Here is a 17,982-nt window from a genome sequence, read left to right on the forward strand (position 1 = left end):
GTTTCATATGCGTATATGTACGACTATTACCTTATATCGATGATCGAGAGGCCGTCAACTTTTCCGTCATGTGCCGCGCCTATCTGGCCAGGTGCGATCGCTTGAACCCATAATCCAGCAGTTTCGCGGCATCCAGCCATACGCCTTCGGATGAAGACTTCAGGACGATAGCAATATAGCCGGTTCCGCTGCGTTTGGCCGAAGCAACCAGACAATAGCCCGCTTCGCTCGTATAACCGGTCTTCATCCCATTCGCGCCGTCAAAATAATACCCGCTTCCCGGTTGGAGCAGCTTATTGCGATTTACGAACGTTTGTTCTACCCCCGAGTCCGAGGCCATATATTCGCTTTCGCCGACGAGCTGGCAGAGCAGCAGATTCTGCCGCGCCTTGCGGGCGATCAAGGCCAGATCGGACGCCGTCGTATAATGATTCGGGTCATGAAGGCCATGCGGATTGACAAAATGCGATTCCGTCGCGCCAAGCGCTTTGGCCCGCTCATTCATCAGCTGAGCGAACACCTCGATGCTTTCCTCCGGCGTTAGCCCCCGGCCTTCTTCCTGCTGGGCGATATAACGGGCAACCGTGCGCGCCGCATCATTGCCCGAAGGCAAGAGCATCGCCGCGATCAGATCGCGCAGCTGGAGCTTGTCCCCTTCCTGCAAACCTGCGCTGCTCTCGCCGGCCGTCCGCAGTCGCGCTTCTTCTCCGACAGTAATCCACGCGTCCGGATCGGCTTGCTCGAGCGCGATAAGCGCCGTCAATAGCTTAGTCGTGCTGGCAGGATAGAGCCGTTCGTGCTCATTCTTGCCGTATAGCACTTCGCCGGTCTGTTCATTCATCAATACCGCGGCTTCGCCCTCTAGCGAACCGATCGACGAACTGCTGATGCCGACCGCGTCCGTTAGCTTGGCAATCACTTGCGGCGCTTGCGCCTGTATCGTATCCCATCTGGACATCATGCCGAATGCGAGCGCGCCGCAGACAGCAAGCAGAATGGGCTTTTTCCATTGTAGGGATGTAGCCATCGTAACACCTTCCTAATCGTTTACGGTTCATATCTTCATTATGACGGACAGCCTTTAATGATCGGATACGAAAAGGTAACGAAAAGATTACGATTCTGCTAACAAAAAATAACGAGCCTGCAGTCTCACCAGCAAGCTCGTTCCTAAGTACGCTTATTATAGCGTTCGTCATCCGTGGTAGAGGCCCAGACGGACCGTGAATACGGTCTGCTCCGGACTGCTCGAAGCCGATATGGTGCCGTTATGCACCTCAACGATTTGCTTGGCGATCGCAAGGCCGAGTCCGGATCCGCCCGTGTCTATCGCCCGTGACTTCTCGACCCGATAGAATCGCTCGAAAATATGCGGCAGCGCCGACTGCGGGATAGGTTCGCCGTAGTTCACGATATCGATGACGACTTGTCCATTGTCCAACCGCCCGTTAATGTCCAGATATCGTCCGTCGCGACCGTATTTGATCGCGTTCGTCACCAAATTCTCGAATACCCGGTGCAGCTTGTTGCCGTCGGCGTATACCGGAAGCGCAGATTCCGCGAACGACATGCGAAGCTCGATATCCGCTTTCTTCATCTCCAGGCGGAACAGTTCGGACATCTGGTACAGCATCTCGACCACGTTGATCTTCGCCCGGGTCAGCTTCATCTCATTGTTCCGAAGGCGCGTGTACTCGAACAGATCCTGGATGAGCTGCTTCATCCGTTCCGATTCTTCATAGGCGAGCGAAATATAATAACGGAGCTCCACCTCATCGCGGTAACGGTCCTGCTCAATCAGGCCCAGATACCCGGTAATCGAGGTAAGCGGGGTTCGCAGATCGTGCGAGACGCTCGTAATGAGCTCATTCTTCGTCTGCTCCGCTCGGCGCTCCTCGGCGAGGGACGTATTGAGCTGCTCGACGAACCGGTTAATGTTCGCGGCCATTCGGCCCCATTCCTCGATCTGCTGCACCGGGATTTTGTGATTGAAGTCGCCGCTTGCCAGCCGCTGCACATGCTCGGCCATCTCGTTCCAATACCGTTCCTGCCGCAGCCGGCGGTCCCGCTTCACGAAGTAGGGAAGCAGCAGCAAGAAGACCGGAATCATGCTGATCCCGTACATCAGCGGGTAGCCGATGTGATAATTAATCCACGTGAAGATACGCTCGAAGCTGAGTTCGGCGACGGAAGAGTAGTACAGGAACCGACCGATGAGCACGAAGGCGAACAGCATCAGGATCGTACTGACGATACTCCAGAATAACGGGACGATCCACCTAAAGCTCAATTTTGTAGCCGACCCCCCATACGGTATGAATCAGCTTCTCGCCGTCCATCTCCTTCACGAGCTTCTCCCGCAGACGGCTCATATGCACCGTAACGGAATTGTTTGATTCGTAATACTTTTCCTTCCAGATCATTTCGAAAATATCTTCCGAGCTGAACACCCGCCCCGTATGGCTCGCAAGCAAATACAAAATGCCGAATTCGATCGGCGTCAGCTTGATCGCCCGCCCGTCGAACTGCACCGAATGGGTCTGCTTATTGATCTCCAGCGACTGGATCCGGATGATGTGCTCCTCTTGGGCGGGCCCCGAAGGTTGCCCGGGCTGAGCAAGGCTAGTATAGCCGGAACGCCGCAGTAGCGACTTGACGCGCGCGATCAGCTCCAGCGGATTGAACGGCTTGACCAGATAGTCGTCCGCTCCGGTCATGAGCCCCGTGATTTTGTCCATATCGCCGTCCTTGGCGCTAATCATGAGGATCGGCGTCGTACGGCTCTCCCGAATCTTGAGACAGACGCTTAATCCGTCCATGCCGGGCATCATAATATCGAGAATGACGAGGTCAACATGCGCCTCGTCCATCTTGCTAAGCGCCTCCAGCCCATCGTTTGCTTTGCTGACGGCAAATCCTTCGTTCGTCAAATAAATTTCGATCAACTGGGCGATCTTCGGATCGTCGTCCACGATGAGTATATGTCGATTCATGCCTGTTACCCCTTTCCAACCGTTAAGACGAGCCTGATGGTGAAATAGTTTATTCTAGTATGGCAAAAAACAGGCGAGGAAGAAGGTTCCTTCCCCGCCTGTCTATTATAACGCTATGGTGCAGATACGCCAGCCGCTGCCCCTGCATCAGCCTGTGCGCCATCTCGCAAGCTGTCTTCGCCAAGGAAAGCCCCAGGCTCCTGCAAGCGAAGTTGCTGGGTGGCGAACTCGCGGTACAGCTTGTGCGTCTGCAGCAGCTCTTCATGCGTGCCTGCGCCGGTAAGGACGCCTTTCTCGACGAATAAGATCTGGTCGGCATCGACGACCGTAGAGAGACGGTGCGCGATAACGAGCGTCGTGCGTCCTTGCATCAAGTTCTGCAGCGCCTGCTGGACGACGACTTCGGATTTACTATCCAGGCTCGAGGTCGCTTCATCGAGCATCAGGATCCGCGGATTGCGCAGCAGAGCTCTTGCGATCGCGATGCGTTGACGCTGCCCGCCGGATAATTTGATGCCGCGTTCGCCGACTTCCGTGAGATAACCATTGGGCAGCTCGCGGATGAAGATATCCGCATAGGCCATCTCGGCGGCGCGCCGCAGTTCTTCATCCGTCACTTCGCGGCTCATGCCGTAACAGATGTTATCGCGGATCGTGCCTGCGATCAGCGGGCTTTCCTGCGAGACATAGCCGAACTGGCTGCGCCAGGAGTGAAGCGAGTAATCTTGAATGTCCCGGTTCCCGAGCGTAATCTGGCCGGACGTCGGCGTATAGAACCGTTCGAACAGTGAGAACAAAGTTGTCTTCCCGCTTCCGCTAGGGCCGACGACAGCCGTAACCGTACCGGGTTCGACCCGGAAGCTCAGTTGTTTCAGAATCGGTTCGCCGCTCGGATAGGCGAAGCTTAAGTTATGCGCGGCAAGCGGCAGCTGCGCTTGTTCGACCTCGACTCCGCCTGCTTGCGGCTCTTCCTTCTCGTCGAGAATATCGATAATCCGCTCGGTAGCGCCGATCGCTTTTTGGAATTGGGTGAAGAAAGTCGTAATCTGACCCATCGGCATGACGATTTGAATGAGATACAAGATGAAGGCGACCAATTCGCCGGCCGTTAATGCACCGGAAGATACGCGCATCCCGCCGTAACCGACGATGACGACGAGCAGCAGCATCATAACGAGGAACATCAGCGGCGCGATCATCGCTTGCACCTTCGCTTCCTTCAGGCCGAACCGGAACAGGCTGTTGATCGCTTGCTTGCCGCTGTCGTATTCGCGCGATTCCGCATTCGACGCTTTCACCAGACGAATCTCCGAGAGCACTTGCGTGAGCAACGTCGTGAAGGAGGCCGTCTCTTCCTGCAGCCCTTTGGAGATATGGAACATCTGTCTGCCCAGAGGCACGAGGAACAGCGCCGCGAGCGGGATGACGCCCAGCATAACGGCCGTCATCTGCCAATCGAGGTAGAGCAGCACGACGACAGAACCGATGACGGCGATAATGCCGGTGAAGAAGTTCGTCATATGCTCGGCGATGAGCGACTTGACGACGCCGGTATCGTTGGTCAGGCGGCTGATCGTCTCGCCGGTCCGATGCTTATCATAATACGGGATCGGCAGATCGAGCAGCTTGCGCCATAGCCGATCTCTCAGCTTCGCGACGACCTGTTGGCCGATCCGGTTCAGCAGATAGATCGACAGGCCGCTGGCGACGGTCTGAATAATGAACGTGGCCGCGATCAGGGCGATCTGGCCGAAGCTCAAGCTATCGAGCGAGAAGCCGTCTACCAGATTTTTCGTGAACAAGGGGATGATGAGTCCGACGCCGGTTGAGGCGATGCTCATGATGAGGGCCGTGATCAGCATCGGTATCGGCGGGTTCGTCTGGCGGATGAGCGCCAGGAAGGAGCGCCAATTGCCTTTTGGGGCAGCGGGTATAACACTTGGTTCTGTGCCTTGAATAGATGTAGGTTGAGGTGTCGTAGACATCGGTTCGTTCCTTTCTATAGGGGGTGGCGAATGACCGGCTTCATGGAAGACAGGACACAGCATACCGCGGGTTAATGAACCCAATATGAACTAAAAAAAATGCTGAACAAGAGAAAAAGACTGCCCGCGAGTCCAATGGCGCTGCCTTGCGCGCAATCAGGTTCAGCTTGACAGTCTTCCTCTGTAATGTCAATATATGGTCACCGTACGTATGGTCTTGATTCCCGACAAGGAGCTGATCTTCGTGTCCAACCCTCAACCTGCGGATTATTCGCTGCAATCCGTCATTCCGATCTTGCGTATGTTCGACGTGACCAAAGCCCTCGAGTTCTATAACGGCTATTTAGGCTTCGCCGTCGATTGGGAGCACCGCTTCGAACCGGGCATGCCGCTCTACATGCAGATGAGCTTGGGAAATTGCATCCTTCATTTGTCAGAGCATCATGGCGATTGTACGCCCGGCTCCGCGATCCGCATCGCGACAACCGGCGTGGCGGACTTCCATCGCAAGCTATCGGCAACTCATTACGGCTACGCTCGTCCCGGTCTTGAAGAGACGCCATGGGGGACGCGTGAAATCCGGGTAGGCGATCCTTTCGGCAACCGGCTTGTCTTCTATGAGCCTGTGCAATGAGATGCGCCATACGCAGCACGTACACCGGCTTGCTTCCCTATACGGGAGCGAGCCGCCCGTCTATAATGGCAGGCAAAAGATGTTCGAACAGCACGCGCTTCGAATAGATCGCCTCACTCTTGTCCGTCGGTTCTTTGCGAATCGCGGCGACGAGATCAACCTCCGGCACAACGAAGATATACTGCCCGCCATACCCTTTGGCAAAAAAGCAGTCCACCTCGCCATTATGCTCCTTCGAAGAGATCCACCAATGATAACCGTATGCGCCGAAGATCGGAGGTTCATAATGGCTGAAGCCCTTATGGTGCATCTTCGTCGATTGCGCAACCCAATCTGCGGGCAGCACCTGCTCATCTCCCCATCTCCCGCCGCGCAAGTAAAGCTGACCGAATTTGGCCATATCCCGCACGCTGAGATGCAGCCCCGCACCGCCTTCATGTACGCCCCCTGCGTGATTCCATCTCGGCTTGCGGAAGGACAGCTTGCGGAAGAGATGCTCCTCGGCATAATCGTATACATCCCGGCCCGTAACCCGGCGGAGCAGCGCCGACAGCAGGTGGGAACCGCCTGAATTATACGTGAATACCTCGCCGGGCACGTGGCCCATCGGACGCTCCCATACGTAACGCACCCAATCATCGGTTCGTTTCATCGCCCAGTAGGGCTTATCGAACTCCGGCCAATCGAAGCCCGGCGTCATCGCGAGCAGGTGACGAATCTGAATGTCCCGCTTCCTCGGATCGAGATCGATGACGTCTTCATGTTCCGGGAAGTAGATCGATACGCTGTCATGCAGGGTGCCCAGCTCTCCCCGGTCGATCGCGATGCCGATCAGCGCGGACAGGATGCTCTTGGTTACCGAATAGACGGCACCAACCCGATCCGAGCCGGATTCATGATAGTCGATCAGCAGACGATCCCCCTTGAGCAGGACGACATCTTTCACTTTCCATGCGGTCCACTCCGGTATATGCCGCGCTATGCGCTTATCATCTAGGCCAACCTCCGCGTCCGTTCCGGCTTCGAAGGATTCCAGCTCCTGAAATCGTTTCATGCCACCACGCTCCTTCCCTATCTATGTAGCATTAACCGCGTTTGGCGAAAACATGAACCCAATCATTATATAACGAGGGGCTGCGCTCGCGACCGATGAAATGCTACAATGTGTTGGATACGAGACATTATTGCGATATGGAGGAATGAGCAATGGCATTGATTCAATGCGATTTCTATTCGGAGACTTTGGGCTTGTCCACATCCATGAACGTCATTCTGCCCCAACAGACGGTAACGCAGATCGGCATGGATTCAACTGCGGGAACGGGCAAATTCCCGGTGTTATATTTGCTTCACGGCTTGTCCGACGACCATACGATCTGGCTCCGCCGCACGTCGATCGAGCGGTATGCCGCGGCCTACGGCATTGCGATCGTTATGCCGGCCGTTCATCGGAGTTTCTATACGGACATGAAGCACGGTTACAACTATTGGACGTTCGTTAGCGAAGAGTTGCCGGCGATCGCCCGCTCCTTCTTCCCTTTGTCGGATCGCCGCGAAGATAACTTCGTCGCCGGGCTGTCCATGGGCGGATATGGCGCGTTCAAGCTTGGCCTGCGCTGTCCGGACCGGTACGCGGCCGCAGCAAGCTTGTCCGGGGCGATGGATATGAACCATTTCTACACGCACTTCAAGACCGAGTTCGAGCGCATCTTCGGCACGAAGGACACCTTCACGGGCAGCCAAGACGATCTGTTCGCGCTCGCCGCGCAACTGGCTAAGTCGGATGCCAAGCGGCCTGCCCTCTATCAATGCTGCGGCACCGAGGACTTCCTGTATGAGGATAATGTGAAGTTCCGGGACTATTTGCGCCAACATCAAATCGACGTTACTTATGAGGAAGAACCCGGCGAGCACGAATGGGGCTACTGGGATATGAAAATCAAGCGCGTGCTCGAGTGGCTGCCGCTTGCAAGGCGTACATAAACAACTGAGGCTACGGTCGGTATAGACCCTAGCCTCTTTGATTTATAGGGGCGGCTGCTGCGTAATGGCAACCGCGGACGGAAAGCTGCCCGTCGGCACGATGGCGATCGGCAGCTGGCTTTGCACGTCGATGACGGCGACATAGCCGAAGGAGAGCAGCGGCACATAAATCTTGGTGCCGTCGCTGGTGCACGCCAGTCCGTTCGCGCTGCTGCCGCTCGGAAGTTCAACGGAAGTGAGCACTTCTTGACGCGCCGTATTGATCACCGTAAGCTCGTCGCCTTCGCGGTTCGCGATATAGGCTAATGCGCCATCCGGCGTAATCATCACCGCACTCGGCTTGCCGCCTTTTTCGAGCTCCACGCGAGCGGCGACCAATCGCCCTTCGATCTGGATCACGAAGACGCAATTGTATTTGACATCGGTGACGTAGATGGCGCTTCCGTTCGGCAGGAAGGCGGCCGACGAAGGTTGACTGCCCTCGGGGAGCTGAACGACCGTACGGACCTGGCCGGACTCCGCATCCATCAAGACAAGCTTGGCTGCGCCCGTCATGCAGATGCAGATGCTGTTCCCATCAGGCGACAGGGCAATTGCCGAGGCTTCACAAGAAACGGGCAGCGTCACCGTGTGCTGGATTCGCCCCGTATCCGTGTCGATGATATGGAAGGCGTCGGTCACCAGCGTCGTAACATACGCTTTGCGCCCGTCGTTCGATAAGGCGATCGCATAGGGGACGGCCGAACCGGGGAACGTGATGTCCCGTTCGCTGTTATAGGTCAGGTTCTCAATGATTTTGACGGTCCGGTCGCCATGGCACGTCAGATAGACGCGCGCACCGTCCGGCGAAGCGGCAATATGGCGAGGCCGGCTTCCCTTTGGCAGCTGAATCGCGGCCACTCTCGCATGCGTCACCGTCTGCATGACCGTGACCGAATGCTGGGCATGATTGACGATATAAGCCAGCTGATACTCCTCCAACCGAACGGCCGAAGGCTCCAGCAGCCGGCGGCGCAGCACCGCGCCTTGTTCATCAAGTTCCGTGACGGTCGCGATTACGTCATTGGCTCCGAGGCCGTCCGCCAGAATGCGAATGCCGAAGGTGTCCAGCCAGTTAACGTCGAATGACGCCAGATAGACCGATTCTTCCACGCCGCTGCGCGACAGCATCATCCTCTGCGAATCCAGCGCGCACAGTTTGCCGTAACCTTCCGTCGCCCCCGCCAGCTGGACCGTATAGAGTTCCATGCGAATAGACGGTACGTATAGTCCCGTATTTATGACCGATACCATAAGTTTCGCTGTCTTGTTTACCGCGGCATTGATTAGAAGTCCTGAATCCAGAATGGGCATAGACCGTCTCCTCTCTTCGTGACCATACTCTAGTCTATGAGCGTGTCGTGAGAGAGAACCCTATTTTTCGCCTGTTTCCCCTCGCCCCAATGGGGAACTTTTATTTTCCACCAAAAAATTGAGGGTTGCACCCTCAAGCACCTGCTTTCTCAACATTACCTTACTTTCATCCCAGATTTCGCCTTCCACTTCTTATCTTCTCCCTCGCCCCTTCCCCCTCCGCCGAGGGGAACAAAGCTTATGCTTCCGTAGCGAGTTTTCCTCCGGAAAACTTTTAGCCCCGGCCCTCTTGACACCCGTATTAGGCGAATCTCGTTACGCGGCCGTCGTTGATTTGTCCTTTCGTGGTGGGCTCGCGTTGTCCCATATTGTTCGTTAGTATAACTTCCGTTCAGGGGACAAAGCTTTTCTTCGAGCTTCGTTCGTTACTTCGTGCCTTGGGAGGTGACCTGTTTGGTTCGAGTCATTAGCGGATAATGAGCTGACACTCGCTTGACGTCCACTTCGTGGACACGCTTACCTTAATGCCTATAAGAAAAAAGGCCTTGAACATATTCCGTTCAGGCCTGTAATAATTCTATTCTCAACTATGCTCTTGGTCTGGCGATTAACGCTGACAAAAACGAGAAGACGATCCCGGCGGTGATGCCGGCGCTTGTGATTTCGAAGATACCCATGAAGATGCCGATCCAGCCGTTCTCTTGCAGCTCTTTGGTAGCTCCGTGGACGAGCGCGTTGCCGAAGCTCGTGATCGGCACCGTGGCGCCTGCGCCGGCGAAGTCAATGAAGCGGTCGTACAGGCTCGTGCCGTTGAAGGAGATGCCGTCGAGCACGGCTCCCGCTACGACGAGGATTGACATCGTATGGGCCGGCGTCAATTTGCCGACATCCATCATCAGTTGGCCGATGACGCAGATCGCGCCGCCGATAATCACGGCCCAGACAAAGTCCATCATGACGCGCTCCCCCTGTTCTCGATCGCGACGGCATGCGCAATGCAAGGGATGCTCTCGCCTTGCTGGAACGAGATCGGAGAGAATAAGGCGCCGGTCGCCACCACGAGAATGCGGTTCAGATCGCCTTTCTTCAACCGCTTGAGCAGATGCCCGTACGTGACGGTCGCCGAGCAGGCACAACCGCTGCCGCCTGAGTTCACGAACGTCTGCTTGTTCAGATCATAGATCATTAGACCGCAATCGTAATAATTGGTCTGGGTGATCGGGAAGTTGTGCTTATCGAACAAAGCATTGGCGATGTCGTAACCGACTCGGCCCAAATCCCCGGTGACGATCAGATCGTAATAACCCGGCTCGATCCGGAAGTCGCGGAAGTGCGCCTGAATCGTATCGACGGCGGCCGGCGCCATCGCCGCTCCCATGTTGAACGGATCGGTAATGCCCATATCGATGACTCGACCGATCGTGGCGCGAGTTATGACCGGGCCGTCGCCTTCAGCCGCGACGATCGCAACGCCAGCGCCCGTTACCGTGTACTGCGCGGTCGGCGGTTTCTGCGAGCCGTACTCGGTCGGATAGCGGAACTGCTTCTCGCTCGTGCAGTTGTGGCTGCACGTGCCGGCCATGGCATACTTGGCGGATCCGGAGTTGACGAACTGCGCGGCAAGCGCCAAGCTCTCCATCGACGTGGAGCACGCGCCGAATACGCCGAAGTAAGGAATACCTAGCGTGCGCGCCGTGAAGCCGCTGCTGATGATCTGATTCATCAAGTCGCCGCCGATGAAGAATTGAATGTTCTCCTTGGACAAATGCACCCGTTCGAGCGCCAAGGTCGCTGCCTCTTCGAGCAGCTTCTTCTCCGCTTGCTCCCAGCTCTTCTGCCCGACCATCAGATCGCCATGGCCGATATCGAAATCTTCCGCGATCGGTCCTTCACATTCATCCGGCCCGACGACCGATGCCGCCGACAAGATGACCGGCTGCTGGTCGAACCGCCAGCTTTGATGTCCCTGCAGCATCTGATCACCCCTTTATTCCGATTATCCAATGGATCATTCCGACCGCGAACGCCGCGACCGTCCCGAATACGATGACCGATCCGGCCAGCTTGAACATATTGCCGCCCGTGCCTAGCACCAGTCCTTCACGCTTATGCTCGATCGCGGCCGAACAGAGCGAATTGGCAAAACCGGTCACCGGAACGGCGCTGCCTGCGCCGGCCCACTGCGCCAGTTTGTCGTAGACGCCGAGGCTCGTTAAGATGGCCGACAGCAGGATCAGGACGGCTACGGTCGGATTGCCTGCCGTCTGTTCGGTGAAGCCGAAGTACGTCTGGAACATCTTCATCAACGCCTCGCCGAGGAAACAGATCGCGCCGCCGGCGATGAATGCCCGGTAACAATTGCGCAACACCGGGCGCGGCGGCTCCAGCGACTTGGCCAAGGTCTGATACTCCAGCTGAACGGCCGTAACTTTCTTCTGCTTGCTCTTCGTGAACTCTCTCACGTCAGCCCACGCTCCTTCCTTAACGCGTCAACAGCGGAACCATATCCTTCGCCACCTTCGACATGCGTTCCGAGCAATCCCCGTACATAACCTTCGCCTCCGGATTTTGCACGGATAAGGCGTATAATTCCAGATCGGCCGCGCATTTTTTAAGCGTGGCCATCAGCACGGCTTTATTTTGCGGCTCAGGCACATTCAGCTGATCATCATACAAATCCACATACAACTGCTTCAAGGCATCGACTTGCCCCAGGAACACATTCTCGAGCGGAATGCCAATCTTCTCGAGCTCCGTATGCAGCCAGCCGCGGTTGAGGCCGATCGTGGACAGCGGTTCATCCATGATATTGCCATCCATAATGACCGTCTGCGGCTCTTCTTCCGGCGCGACTTGAATCCCCATATTCGCCGGGGTGAGCGGCTGATTCTCCTTCTTCAGCAGGACGCTGAGATCCCCGCTCGATTCCAGCATGGCGAATTCGACGTCCGCGACGCGGAACACGCTCTTCGTCCGCAGCTGCTCGAGCAGCTCGTCCGCCGTGTATCGTTCCTTTTTCAGATTGTCCTCCAGGATTTTGCCTTCCTTGATCACAATCGTACCTTTGCCTTCGAACCATTCGCGCAGCTTCTTGCTCCGCAGCGTCAACAGTTCGGCGATAAACGGCAGGAAGAACCACACGGACATCGCAACCAGGCCGTGAAAATAATTATTCTCAATATCGGTGGAAAGATAGCCGGTAATTTCCCCGAGCGTAATCCCGGTCACGTATTCGAAAAAGGTCAGTTGAGAAATTTGCTTCTTCCCTAAGATGCGGGTCAGCGCAAACAAGATGACGACAGATCCTAATGCCCGCAGCAATACCCATGTCCAATCCTGCATTCGTTTCATTCCCTTCCTCGTATGTCAGGACAGCCATATTGTGCACCTCGAGCCGAAGATTATGAAAATGCGCAGGGTGTAATATTTTGCGCGAAACTGGTTACGTTACCACATGTATTTTCTTCGGGAAGGAGGCTTGGACCATGACCGTAGCAGCTCAAGTAAAGACCACCTTGGCGTCGCTGAAGAGCGCGCAAGCCAGCTTGGAATCGTACGCGCTGGCGACGCAGAATCAAGATGCGAAGAATATGTTTGCGCAAGCAGCGCAGCAGACGCAAACGATCGTCGATCAGGTTGCGTCACGCGTGCAGCAGCTCGAGAACGAGGAACCGCAGTACAAAGGTTTCTAAGATCAACTCCCTAAGAACGGCAAAAACCCGGCTCACCTGCTCAGGTGGACCGGGTTTTTGTTCGTTTTATTCGCGTTCGTAACGTTAATGGGAGATGGTTGCAGATGGCTGAACACTTTCCTGCGGCTTATCGACTTGCTTGTGCGGGCGGAACCAGAACCCGAGCAAGCCAAAAATCAAGAACGACGCGCCGAGCACCAGGAACGTGCTGGAAGCCGAGATATATCGTATGCTATAACCGCCTGCGCTCGGACCCAGGATGCTGCCGATGCTGAAATGGATAGAGGCAATGACGTTCGCGGCCGGCAGAATCGCGCGCGGCAATATATCTGCCGCATAGGCAAGTCCTAGCGAGTAGAATGAACCGACCAAACCGCCGCCAAGCGCAAATAAGATCATAAGCAGCGCTACATTGTCTCCGGCTAACGGTACGAGGAAGAACATGCATGCCCCAAGGATAGCGGCTGTCATCAGAATCGGCTTGCGGCCGATCTTGTCGCTCCAGATGCCGAGCGGAAGCTGAAGTATTAAGCCGCCGATACCGAACGAGAGCAGCAGCAGCGAAATCCACCCTTGGGTCAGATCAATACGCAGCGCATATAACGGGAAGTTGCTGTTCATCGAAGATTCCATGATGCCGTAGAGCAGGCTTGGGATCAAGACGAACCAGGCCAGCCGATAGGTGCGGACAAAACGATTCTCGGTTACCGCTCCTGGCGGCGCTTTCTCCGGGAACGCATTCGGAATGCGCAACAGAAGCAGTAAGACGATGAAGAACAATAAGCCGACGATGAGGAACGGGGCCGCTTGGCCGATCGGCAGCAAGTTAATCCCGAGCGGACCGATGCTGAAACCGACGCCGTACGACATGCCATAGAGCGAGATATATCGCCCTCGGCGATCCGCAGGAGCAGAACTGACGATCCACAGCTGGCTCGCATAATGAAGCGAGCTATCGCCGATGCCGATGAGCAGGCGCAGGACGAACCAGATGAGCAGCGCGTCACTGACCGGGAACATAAGCATCGATAACGTGACGAGCAGAACGCCGGCGACGATTATTTTTTTGTACCCGTAACGGGCGACAGGCTTCTCGATGAAAAACATCGTGCAGAAGGTGCCGATATACAGCGCGGTAGAATTCAAGCCATTCATGTCGGACGAAACGCCGGCATGATCCAGCAGGATCGATAAGAGCGGCAATAACAACCCTTGGCTCGCACCTGCCACGACAACGACGAGCAGGAGCATAATAAACCGGTAACGAGCAGATACTTCAGAAGTTAAACGCAATGCAGACACTACTTGGACACTCCTTGCATTCCTAGATGTAAAAACGTGATGCGGACATCCGTTCATTGTATACGATGGATTTCGAATCCGGCAAGCTTCTGTACAAGCACTCGACTAAAAAACGAAAAACCTGCGATCACTCGCAGGCCTTCCGTTAATATAGCGCGCTAAATTTTGAATTTTCCAACTGTATCCTGAAGCTCTTCCGCCATCTTGCTGAGCATCGTCGATGCGGAAGCAACCTCTTGCATCGACAGCAGCTGATCCTTCGTGCTCGCTGCGACCTGTTGGATGCTGGCGGCGGCATCTTCCGATATGCCGGATACGACCTCGATCGCTTGGAGGACATTCGCCGCATTGCCGCTCATCTGCCCAGCCGCTGTCGAGACCTTGTCGATCTGCAGCGCAACGGCGGCGATCGAATCCATGATTTCCTGGAAGGAACTTCCCGCATCGTCCACAAGCGATACGCCGGACTGCACTTCGCTGGATACCAGCTCCATGCTCGTAACCGTTACTTGCGTATCCTTCTGAATCGCGGCGATGAGTTGAGAGATTTGCTGCGCCGAATTGCTAGATTGCTCCGCGAGCTTCTTGATCTCCGATGCGACGACGGCAAATCCTTTACCCTGCTCGCCTGCTCGAGCCGCTTCAATGGAAGCGTTCAGAGCCAGCAGGTTCGTCTGCGAGGCAATATCCGTAATGACCTGAGCGAACTTGACGATTTCGGCGGATCGTTGACCAAGGCCGGATACATCGTCAGATAACGTTTTGACCTTTTGGCCAATCGAATTCATCTGCGTTACCGCGGTCTGGATCGCTTCATTGCCATCGGTCGCCGTCACTTGCGCCGAACCGGCAGCAGCCGTTACGTCATCGGCGCGGCTGGCAATGTGGCTTAGCTGGGAAGCCATGTCGTTCATCTCGTTGCGCGTATCTTGCACGCGCTCGACCTGCTGAACAGAACCGTGAGCGACTTCTTCGATCGTGTGGGAGATCTGCTCGGAGGACGTAGAGATATGCTCCGAATTCGCCGTCAGCTGCTCGGAAGCCGCTGCCAGCTGCATCGCATTCTCGTTAACCTGGTGAATCAAGGTGCGCAGCGATCCCGCCATCTTGTTGAAGTTCGTGCTGAGCACGCCGAATTCGTTCATCTGCTTCACTTCGATATCGGTCGATAGATCGCCTTCCGCAATCCGGAGCGAACCATCATTCATCCGGCGAAGCGGACGAAGGACAGAGAGCACGATATAGATAACCAGAAGCGCGCCGACGATAATCGAGAGGATTAGCACGATCAGCGTTACCTGGAAGATTGTCGAAGCCTCGCCTTCCACCTCTTGTTCGTACATCACCCCTGCCAGCTTCCAGCCTGTCATGTCGTTCGTCTGGAAGATCATTCGCATGCCTGACTGATCATTGCTGGAGTTAAAGCTGAAGTAACCGGATTCTGCGGCATACAGCTGATCCGTCGTTGCCGTTTGCTCAGCCTCTTCCCCCGCTTCGTAGGACGGATGGTACACGTATTTACGGGAGGAGTCACTTAGGAATACATAACCTTCTTCGCCGATCCTGACATTCTTCGTAATCTCCGCCAGTTTGACCAATTGAACGGATAACCCGACGACGCCTTGGCCGTCAGGGGTCTCTTTGGCGATTGTGACGATGAGATTGCCGGTTGCCGCGGAAATATAGGGCGAAGTGACGATCGCAGAGCCTTTATTCTCTTTCGCTTGCGTATACCAGCCCCGTTTGCGCGGGTCATAGTCAGTCGCGATTTTGGTCACTTCGGCCGAGTCCATATACAGTCCCGCTTCCGTGCCGATGAATACCATTTCGACATCATCATGCGTGGCCTTCACGGTAACAAGCTGATTGCGCACTTGATCATTCGAGCCGATATTGGTTCCATTCCCCGATTGAACCAAGCTTAGATCAGGTAACGACTGGGACAGCAGGTCCGTACTTTGTTTCTTGCCCTCTACGAAACTGTCCAGCATGGCATTGAGCAGATTCAGGTTTTCTTCAGCTGCCATGACCATTTGATCGTCGATCTTTTCTTTTGCCGTCTGATACGAGAAGTACGCGAGCAATAGCGTCGGTACGAACAGAATAATGGCAAAGGATCCGATGAGGATCTTACGGATCGAGAGGAAGACCATCTTAGGCGGTGATCCATCCGCTTGCTTACGTTGTTGCTTCATGTAACTTGTTCCCCCTCCACCCAAGACTCATCCGGGTGATTTTGTCTATACAATTGAGATAGATTCTAGTATTACTATCGGACGTAATAGAGGGGGAATGAAGGGGAAATATAAAAGCCAGACTCCTCACCCCAATGGGATTTGAACCTGGCTTTTTTATCAAGCTTATTTATGGGAATGATCGGATTTTACGCCAAGGCGCAACCCGGTCACAATTTTCGATAGTCGGCTTTCATAATTCGGCTGACGAGACTCGGCCACTTGGGATTCGCGGGACAATACTTCTTCGCGATCTTCTCAATGGTCGTATAGCCCTTGCCGAGGTAACTCTTCGAGATCAGCTGTCCGAACTTGCGCACGCTGTCCCCTTTGGTTTTGAAGCTAAACGCTTTGTGATGCTTGCCATCGATGGCGTTCAGTCCGAATAAATTGTTTTTGCTCTTGGCGAGCTTGCTCTTGCCGTTACCGCTCTCCAGCTTCATCACCGCGATGGTGAAATAAGCGTTAATGCCGTATTCCTCTTCGACGGCAAGGATCACCTCTTCCAATCCTTGACCCGCCAGGGCCGTATTTTTCAGAATCGCCGCAATATGTTCCTTCGATAATCCCGAGTCGGATTTGACAGCCGATTTGGGCTGATTCGGTTCCTCTAGCTCTAAGGTTTGAACTTTCACTACAGCGTTGGTGGCTTTAGGCGCTGACTTGGCCGCCGCGACGGCAGGTTTGATCGGAAGCGCATCGCTTCGGCTGGTGGCTGCCGTTGTCACCGGTTGGGAAGCGGGAGCAGCAGACGGACTGACAAGCTTCGCGTATCCCCCGTGTACGTAGCCTCCGCCCTCGAGCTGAAGCCAGCCGCCGGCCGTTGTGCGGACAACCTTAAGGATGTCCCCTTTTTTCACAATATCGCGAATCTGCGAGGTGCTATATCCGTTCATGCGCACATTCAAGTAATAGGCGGTCACTTCGTATTCGGCGGCGGCCTGCTTCACTGTGGCTGTCTTGGCAGCTGCGGCAACCGTCGGCTTGGCAGTCTGAGAGGCTTGCTTCGCTGTAGGGGTAGTGTTCGGCTTGACAGTTGGAACGGCATTGATGGCGGGAGCGGCGAGCTTATGTGTAGGTACAGGCGATGATACATATGTATCGGCTTGGGCTTGCATCTTATCAGGAGCTGGCTCATGGGCAGGATCCGCGAATATACGGAAATTCATGCCCAAGGTCAAAATCAGGGTCACGCTCAGTAGATAAACGAAAAGCTTATGAATTTGCAATTTACGCAAGACTTTCACCTCTTCCTGAAGATTTGGGTCGAAGCTTACGAATTAACTTTAACCACTATACTCTCTTGTCCGTGGGAATATGTTCGATCCTGTACAAAAAACACGGCCGAGCAAGTGGCGCCTCTAACTTCAGGAATGGTGAAAAAGCCAGCAATGGCAAGGGTTTCGCGCGTGTTTCACAATACCTTCATACGCACAAAAAAAGACATTCGATCGTAAGCAGCAGTCGAAGAACGATGCTTACGATCGAATGTCATGTACGAATGGTGAACCTTTAACGTCTAATGCTCTGCCTTATTTATTCGGGATCCAGCTCGTGGGGAAGCTTCGGCAGCTCGGTCGGCGCCACCTCCGGCGGAATCTCCTGCGGCACTTCCCGTTCACGGTCAGGTGTGTTCGTGTCGATCTCCGGCTTTTGATTACCGGAATCGGGTATCTCCGGAATTGTCCTCGGGTTCACTTCCGGCACGGGATTCGTCTCGATTTCACGCTGCGGTTGATTCGACATGGACAACGCCTCCTTTTGTAACGTTAATACACGGTTATAGAAGGCGATAAACATGCCGTG

The 17,982-nt window shown here is 55.0% G+C and carries 17 protein-coding genes; 3 read left to right on the forward strand and 14 right to left on the reverse strand.

Going from position 1 to position 17,982, the window contains the following annotated elements; all coding sequences use genetic code 11:
- Positions 1 to 79 precede the first annotated feature (79 nt).
- The 4 genes from FHS18_RS27285 to FHS18_RS27300 form a co-directional block, all read right to left on the reverse strand.
- A complete protein-coding gene (locus FHS18_RS27285; protein WP_183603558.1) occupies positions 80 to 1,027 on the reverse strand; it encodes a D-alanyl-D-alanine carboxypeptidase family protein in 948 nt (315 codons plus the stop codon).
- 168 nt (positions 1,028 to 1,195) lie between these two features.
- Complete coding sequence (locus FHS18_RS27290) at positions 1,196 to 2,290, reverse strand: sensor histidine kinase (RefSeq protein WP_246427943.1); 1,095 nt, start codon at positions 2,288 to 2,290, stop codon at positions 1,196 to 1,198.
- Positions 2,280 to 2,993: a response regulator transcription factor gene (locus FHS18_RS27295; protein WP_183603559.1), complete on the reverse strand. Its 714-nt coding sequence runs from the start codon at positions 2,991 to 2,993 to the stop codon at positions 2,280 to 2,282. The genes FHS18_RS27290 and FHS18_RS27295 overlap by 11 nt, the downstream gene beginning before the upstream one ends.
- 113 nt (positions 2,994 to 3,106) lie before the next feature.
- Entirely contained in the window at positions 3,107 to 4,978 is a 1,872-nt protein-coding gene (locus FHS18_RS27300; RefSeq protein ID WP_183603560.1) for an ABC transporter ATP-binding protein, read from the reverse strand.
- A gap of 244 nt (positions 4,979 to 5,222) precedes the next feature.
- Between FHS18_RS27300 and FHS18_RS27305 the strand changes: the two genes are divergently transcribed.
- Complete coding sequence (locus FHS18_RS27305) at positions 5,223 to 5,612, forward strand: glyoxalase superfamily protein (RefSeq protein WP_409348578.1); 390 nt, start codon at positions 5,223 to 5,225, stop codon at positions 5,610 to 5,612.
- A 37-nt stretch (positions 5,613 to 5,649) separates the two neighbouring features.
- Here the strand turns inward: FHS18_RS27305 and FHS18_RS27310 are convergent, their stop codons facing one another.
- The gene (locus FHS18_RS27310; protein WP_183603561.1) at positions 5,650 to 6,666 is read right to left on the reverse strand and encodes a serine hydrolase domain-containing protein; all 1,017 of its coding nucleotides are present in this window, start codon (positions 6,664 to 6,666) and stop codon (positions 5,650 to 5,652) included.
- 152 nt (positions 6,667 to 6,818) lie between these two features.
- Here FHS18_RS27310 and FHS18_RS27315 point away from each other — a divergent pair, with 152 nt between their 5' ends.
- Positions 6,819 to 7,595, forward strand: a complete 777-nt coding sequence (locus FHS18_RS27315) for an alpha/beta hydrolase (protein WP_183603562.1) — start codon at positions 6,819 to 6,821, stop codon at positions 7,593 to 7,595.
- Between the two features lie 42 nt (positions 7,596 to 7,637).
- Here the strand turns inward: FHS18_RS27315 and FHS18_RS27320 are convergent, their stop codons facing one another.
- The 5 genes from FHS18_RS27320 to FHS18_RS27340 form a co-directional block, all read right to left on the reverse strand.
- Positions 7,638 to 8,948: a beta-propeller fold lactonase family protein gene (locus tag FHS18_RS27320; protein WP_183603563.1), complete on the reverse strand. Its 1,311-nt coding sequence runs from the start codon at positions 8,946 to 8,948 to the stop codon at positions 7,638 to 7,640.
- 587 nt (positions 8,949 to 9,535) lie between these two features.
- Positions 9,536 to 9,901 carry a stage V sporulation protein AE gene (spoVAE, locus tag FHS18_RS27325; RefSeq protein WP_183603644.1) on the reverse strand — a complete coding sequence of 122 codons (366 nt, stop codon included), beginning with the start codon at positions 9,899 to 9,901 and terminating at the stop codon, positions 9,536 to 9,538.
- Entirely contained in the window at positions 9,901 to 10,923 is a 1,023-nt protein-coding gene (gene spoVAD, locus FHS18_RS27330; protein ID WP_183603564.1) for a stage V sporulation protein AD, read from the reverse strand. Before spoVAD ends, spoVAE begins: the two co-directional genes overlap by 1 nt.
- 4 nt (positions 10,924 to 10,927) lie before the next feature.
- Positions 10,928 to 11,410 carry a stage V sporulation protein AC gene (gene spoVAC / locus FHS18_RS27335; protein WP_183603565.1) on the reverse strand — a complete coding sequence of 161 codons (483 nt, stop codon included), beginning with the start codon at positions 11,408 to 11,410 and terminating at the stop codon, positions 10,928 to 10,930.
- A 19-nt stretch (positions 11,411 to 11,429) separates the two neighbouring features.
- Positions 11,430 to 12,290: a DUF421 domain-containing protein gene (locus tag FHS18_RS27340; RefSeq protein WP_183603645.1), complete on the reverse strand. Its 861-nt coding sequence runs from the start codon at positions 12,288 to 12,290 to the stop codon at positions 11,430 to 11,432.
- Between the two features lie 143 nt (positions 12,291 to 12,433).
- Here FHS18_RS27340 and FHS18_RS27345 point away from each other — a divergent pair, with 143 nt between their 5' ends.
- Entirely contained in the window at positions 12,434 to 12,640 is a 207-nt protein-coding gene (locus tag FHS18_RS27345; RefSeq protein WP_183603566.1) for a DUF1657 domain-containing protein, read from the forward strand.
- Positions 12,641 to 12,724: 84 nt separating this feature from the next.
- Here the strand turns inward: FHS18_RS27345 and FHS18_RS27350 are convergent, their stop codons facing one another.
- The 4 genes from FHS18_RS27350 to FHS18_RS27365 form a co-directional block, all read right to left on the reverse strand.
- The gene (locus FHS18_RS27350) at positions 12,725 to 13,942 is read right to left on the reverse strand and encodes an MFS transporter (protein ID WP_343060699.1); all 1,218 of its coding nucleotides are present in this window, start codon (positions 13,940 to 13,942) and stop codon (positions 12,725 to 12,727) included.
- A 158-nt stretch (positions 13,943 to 14,100) separates the two neighbouring features.
- Positions 14,101 to 16,137: a methyl-accepting chemotaxis protein gene (locus FHS18_RS27355; RefSeq protein ID WP_183603568.1), complete on the reverse strand. Its 2,037-nt coding sequence runs from the start codon at positions 16,135 to 16,137 to the stop codon at positions 14,101 to 14,103.
- 209 nt (positions 16,138 to 16,346) lie between these two features.
- Positions 16,347 to 17,414 carry a glucosaminidase domain-containing protein gene (locus FHS18_RS27360; RefSeq protein ID WP_183603569.1) on the reverse strand — a complete coding sequence of 356 codons (1,068 nt, stop codon included), beginning with the start codon at positions 17,412 to 17,414 and terminating at the stop codon, positions 16,347 to 16,349.
- 298 nt (positions 17,415 to 17,712) lie between these two features.
- The gene (locus FHS18_RS27365; protein ID WP_183603570.1) at positions 17,713 to 17,922 is read right to left on the reverse strand and encodes a hypothetical protein; all 210 of its coding nucleotides are present in this window, start codon (positions 17,920 to 17,922) and stop codon (positions 17,713 to 17,715) included.
- Positions 17,923 to 17,982 lie beyond the last annotated feature (60 nt).

The organism is Paenibacillus phyllosphaerae (assembly GCF_014192105.1).
In the GTDB taxonomy this organism is placed as follows: Bacteria; Bacillota; Bacilli; order Paenibacillales; family Paenibacillaceae; genus Paenibacillus_Z; species Paenibacillus_Z phyllosphaerae.

Coding starts and splice junctions, on each gene's coding strand:
- FHS18_RS27355 (WP_183603568.1), bottom strand. CDS start 16,137: ATGAAGCAACAACGTAAGCAAGCGGATGGATCACCGCCTAAGATGGTC.
- spoVAE (WP_183603644.1), bottom strand. CDS start 9,901: ATGGACTTTGTCTGGGCCGTGATTATCGGCGGCGCGATCTGCGTCATC.
- FHS18_RS27295 (WP_183603559.1), bottom strand. CDS start 2,993: ATGAATCGACATATACTCATCGTGGACGACGATCCGAAGATCGCCCAG.
- FHS18_RS27365 (WP_183603570.1), bottom strand. CDS start 17,922: ATGTCGAATCAACCGCAGCGTGAAATCGAGACGAATCCCGTGCCGGAA.
- FHS18_RS27300 (WP_183603560.1), bottom strand. CDS start 4,978: ATGTCTACGACACCTCAACCTACATCTATTCAAGGCACAGAACCAAGT.
- FHS18_RS27315 (WP_183603562.1), top strand. CDS start 6,819: ATGGCATTGATTCAATGCGATTTCTATTCGGAGACTTTGGGCTTGTCC.
- spoVAD (WP_183603564.1), bottom strand. CDS start 10,923: ATGCTGCAGGGACATCAAAGCTGGCGGTTCGACCAGCAGCCGGTCATC.
- FHS18_RS27345 (WP_183603566.1), top strand. CDS start 12,434: ATGACCGTAGCAGCTCAAGTAAAGACCACCTTGGCGTCGCTGAAGAGC.
- FHS18_RS27340 (WP_183603645.1), bottom strand. CDS start 12,290: ATGCAGGATTGGACATGGGTATTGCTGCGGGCATTAGGATCTGTCGTC.
- FHS18_RS27285 (WP_183603558.1), bottom strand. CDS start 1,027: ATGGCTACATCCCTACAATGGAAAAAGCCCATTCTGCTTGCTGTCTGC.
- FHS18_RS27310 (WP_183603561.1), bottom strand. CDS start 6,666: ATGAAACGATTTCAGGAGCTGGAATCCTTCGAAGCCGGAACGGACGCG.
- FHS18_RS27320 (WP_183603563.1), bottom strand. CDS start 8,948: ATGCCCATTCTGGATTCAGGACTTCTAATCAATGCCGCGGTAAACAAG.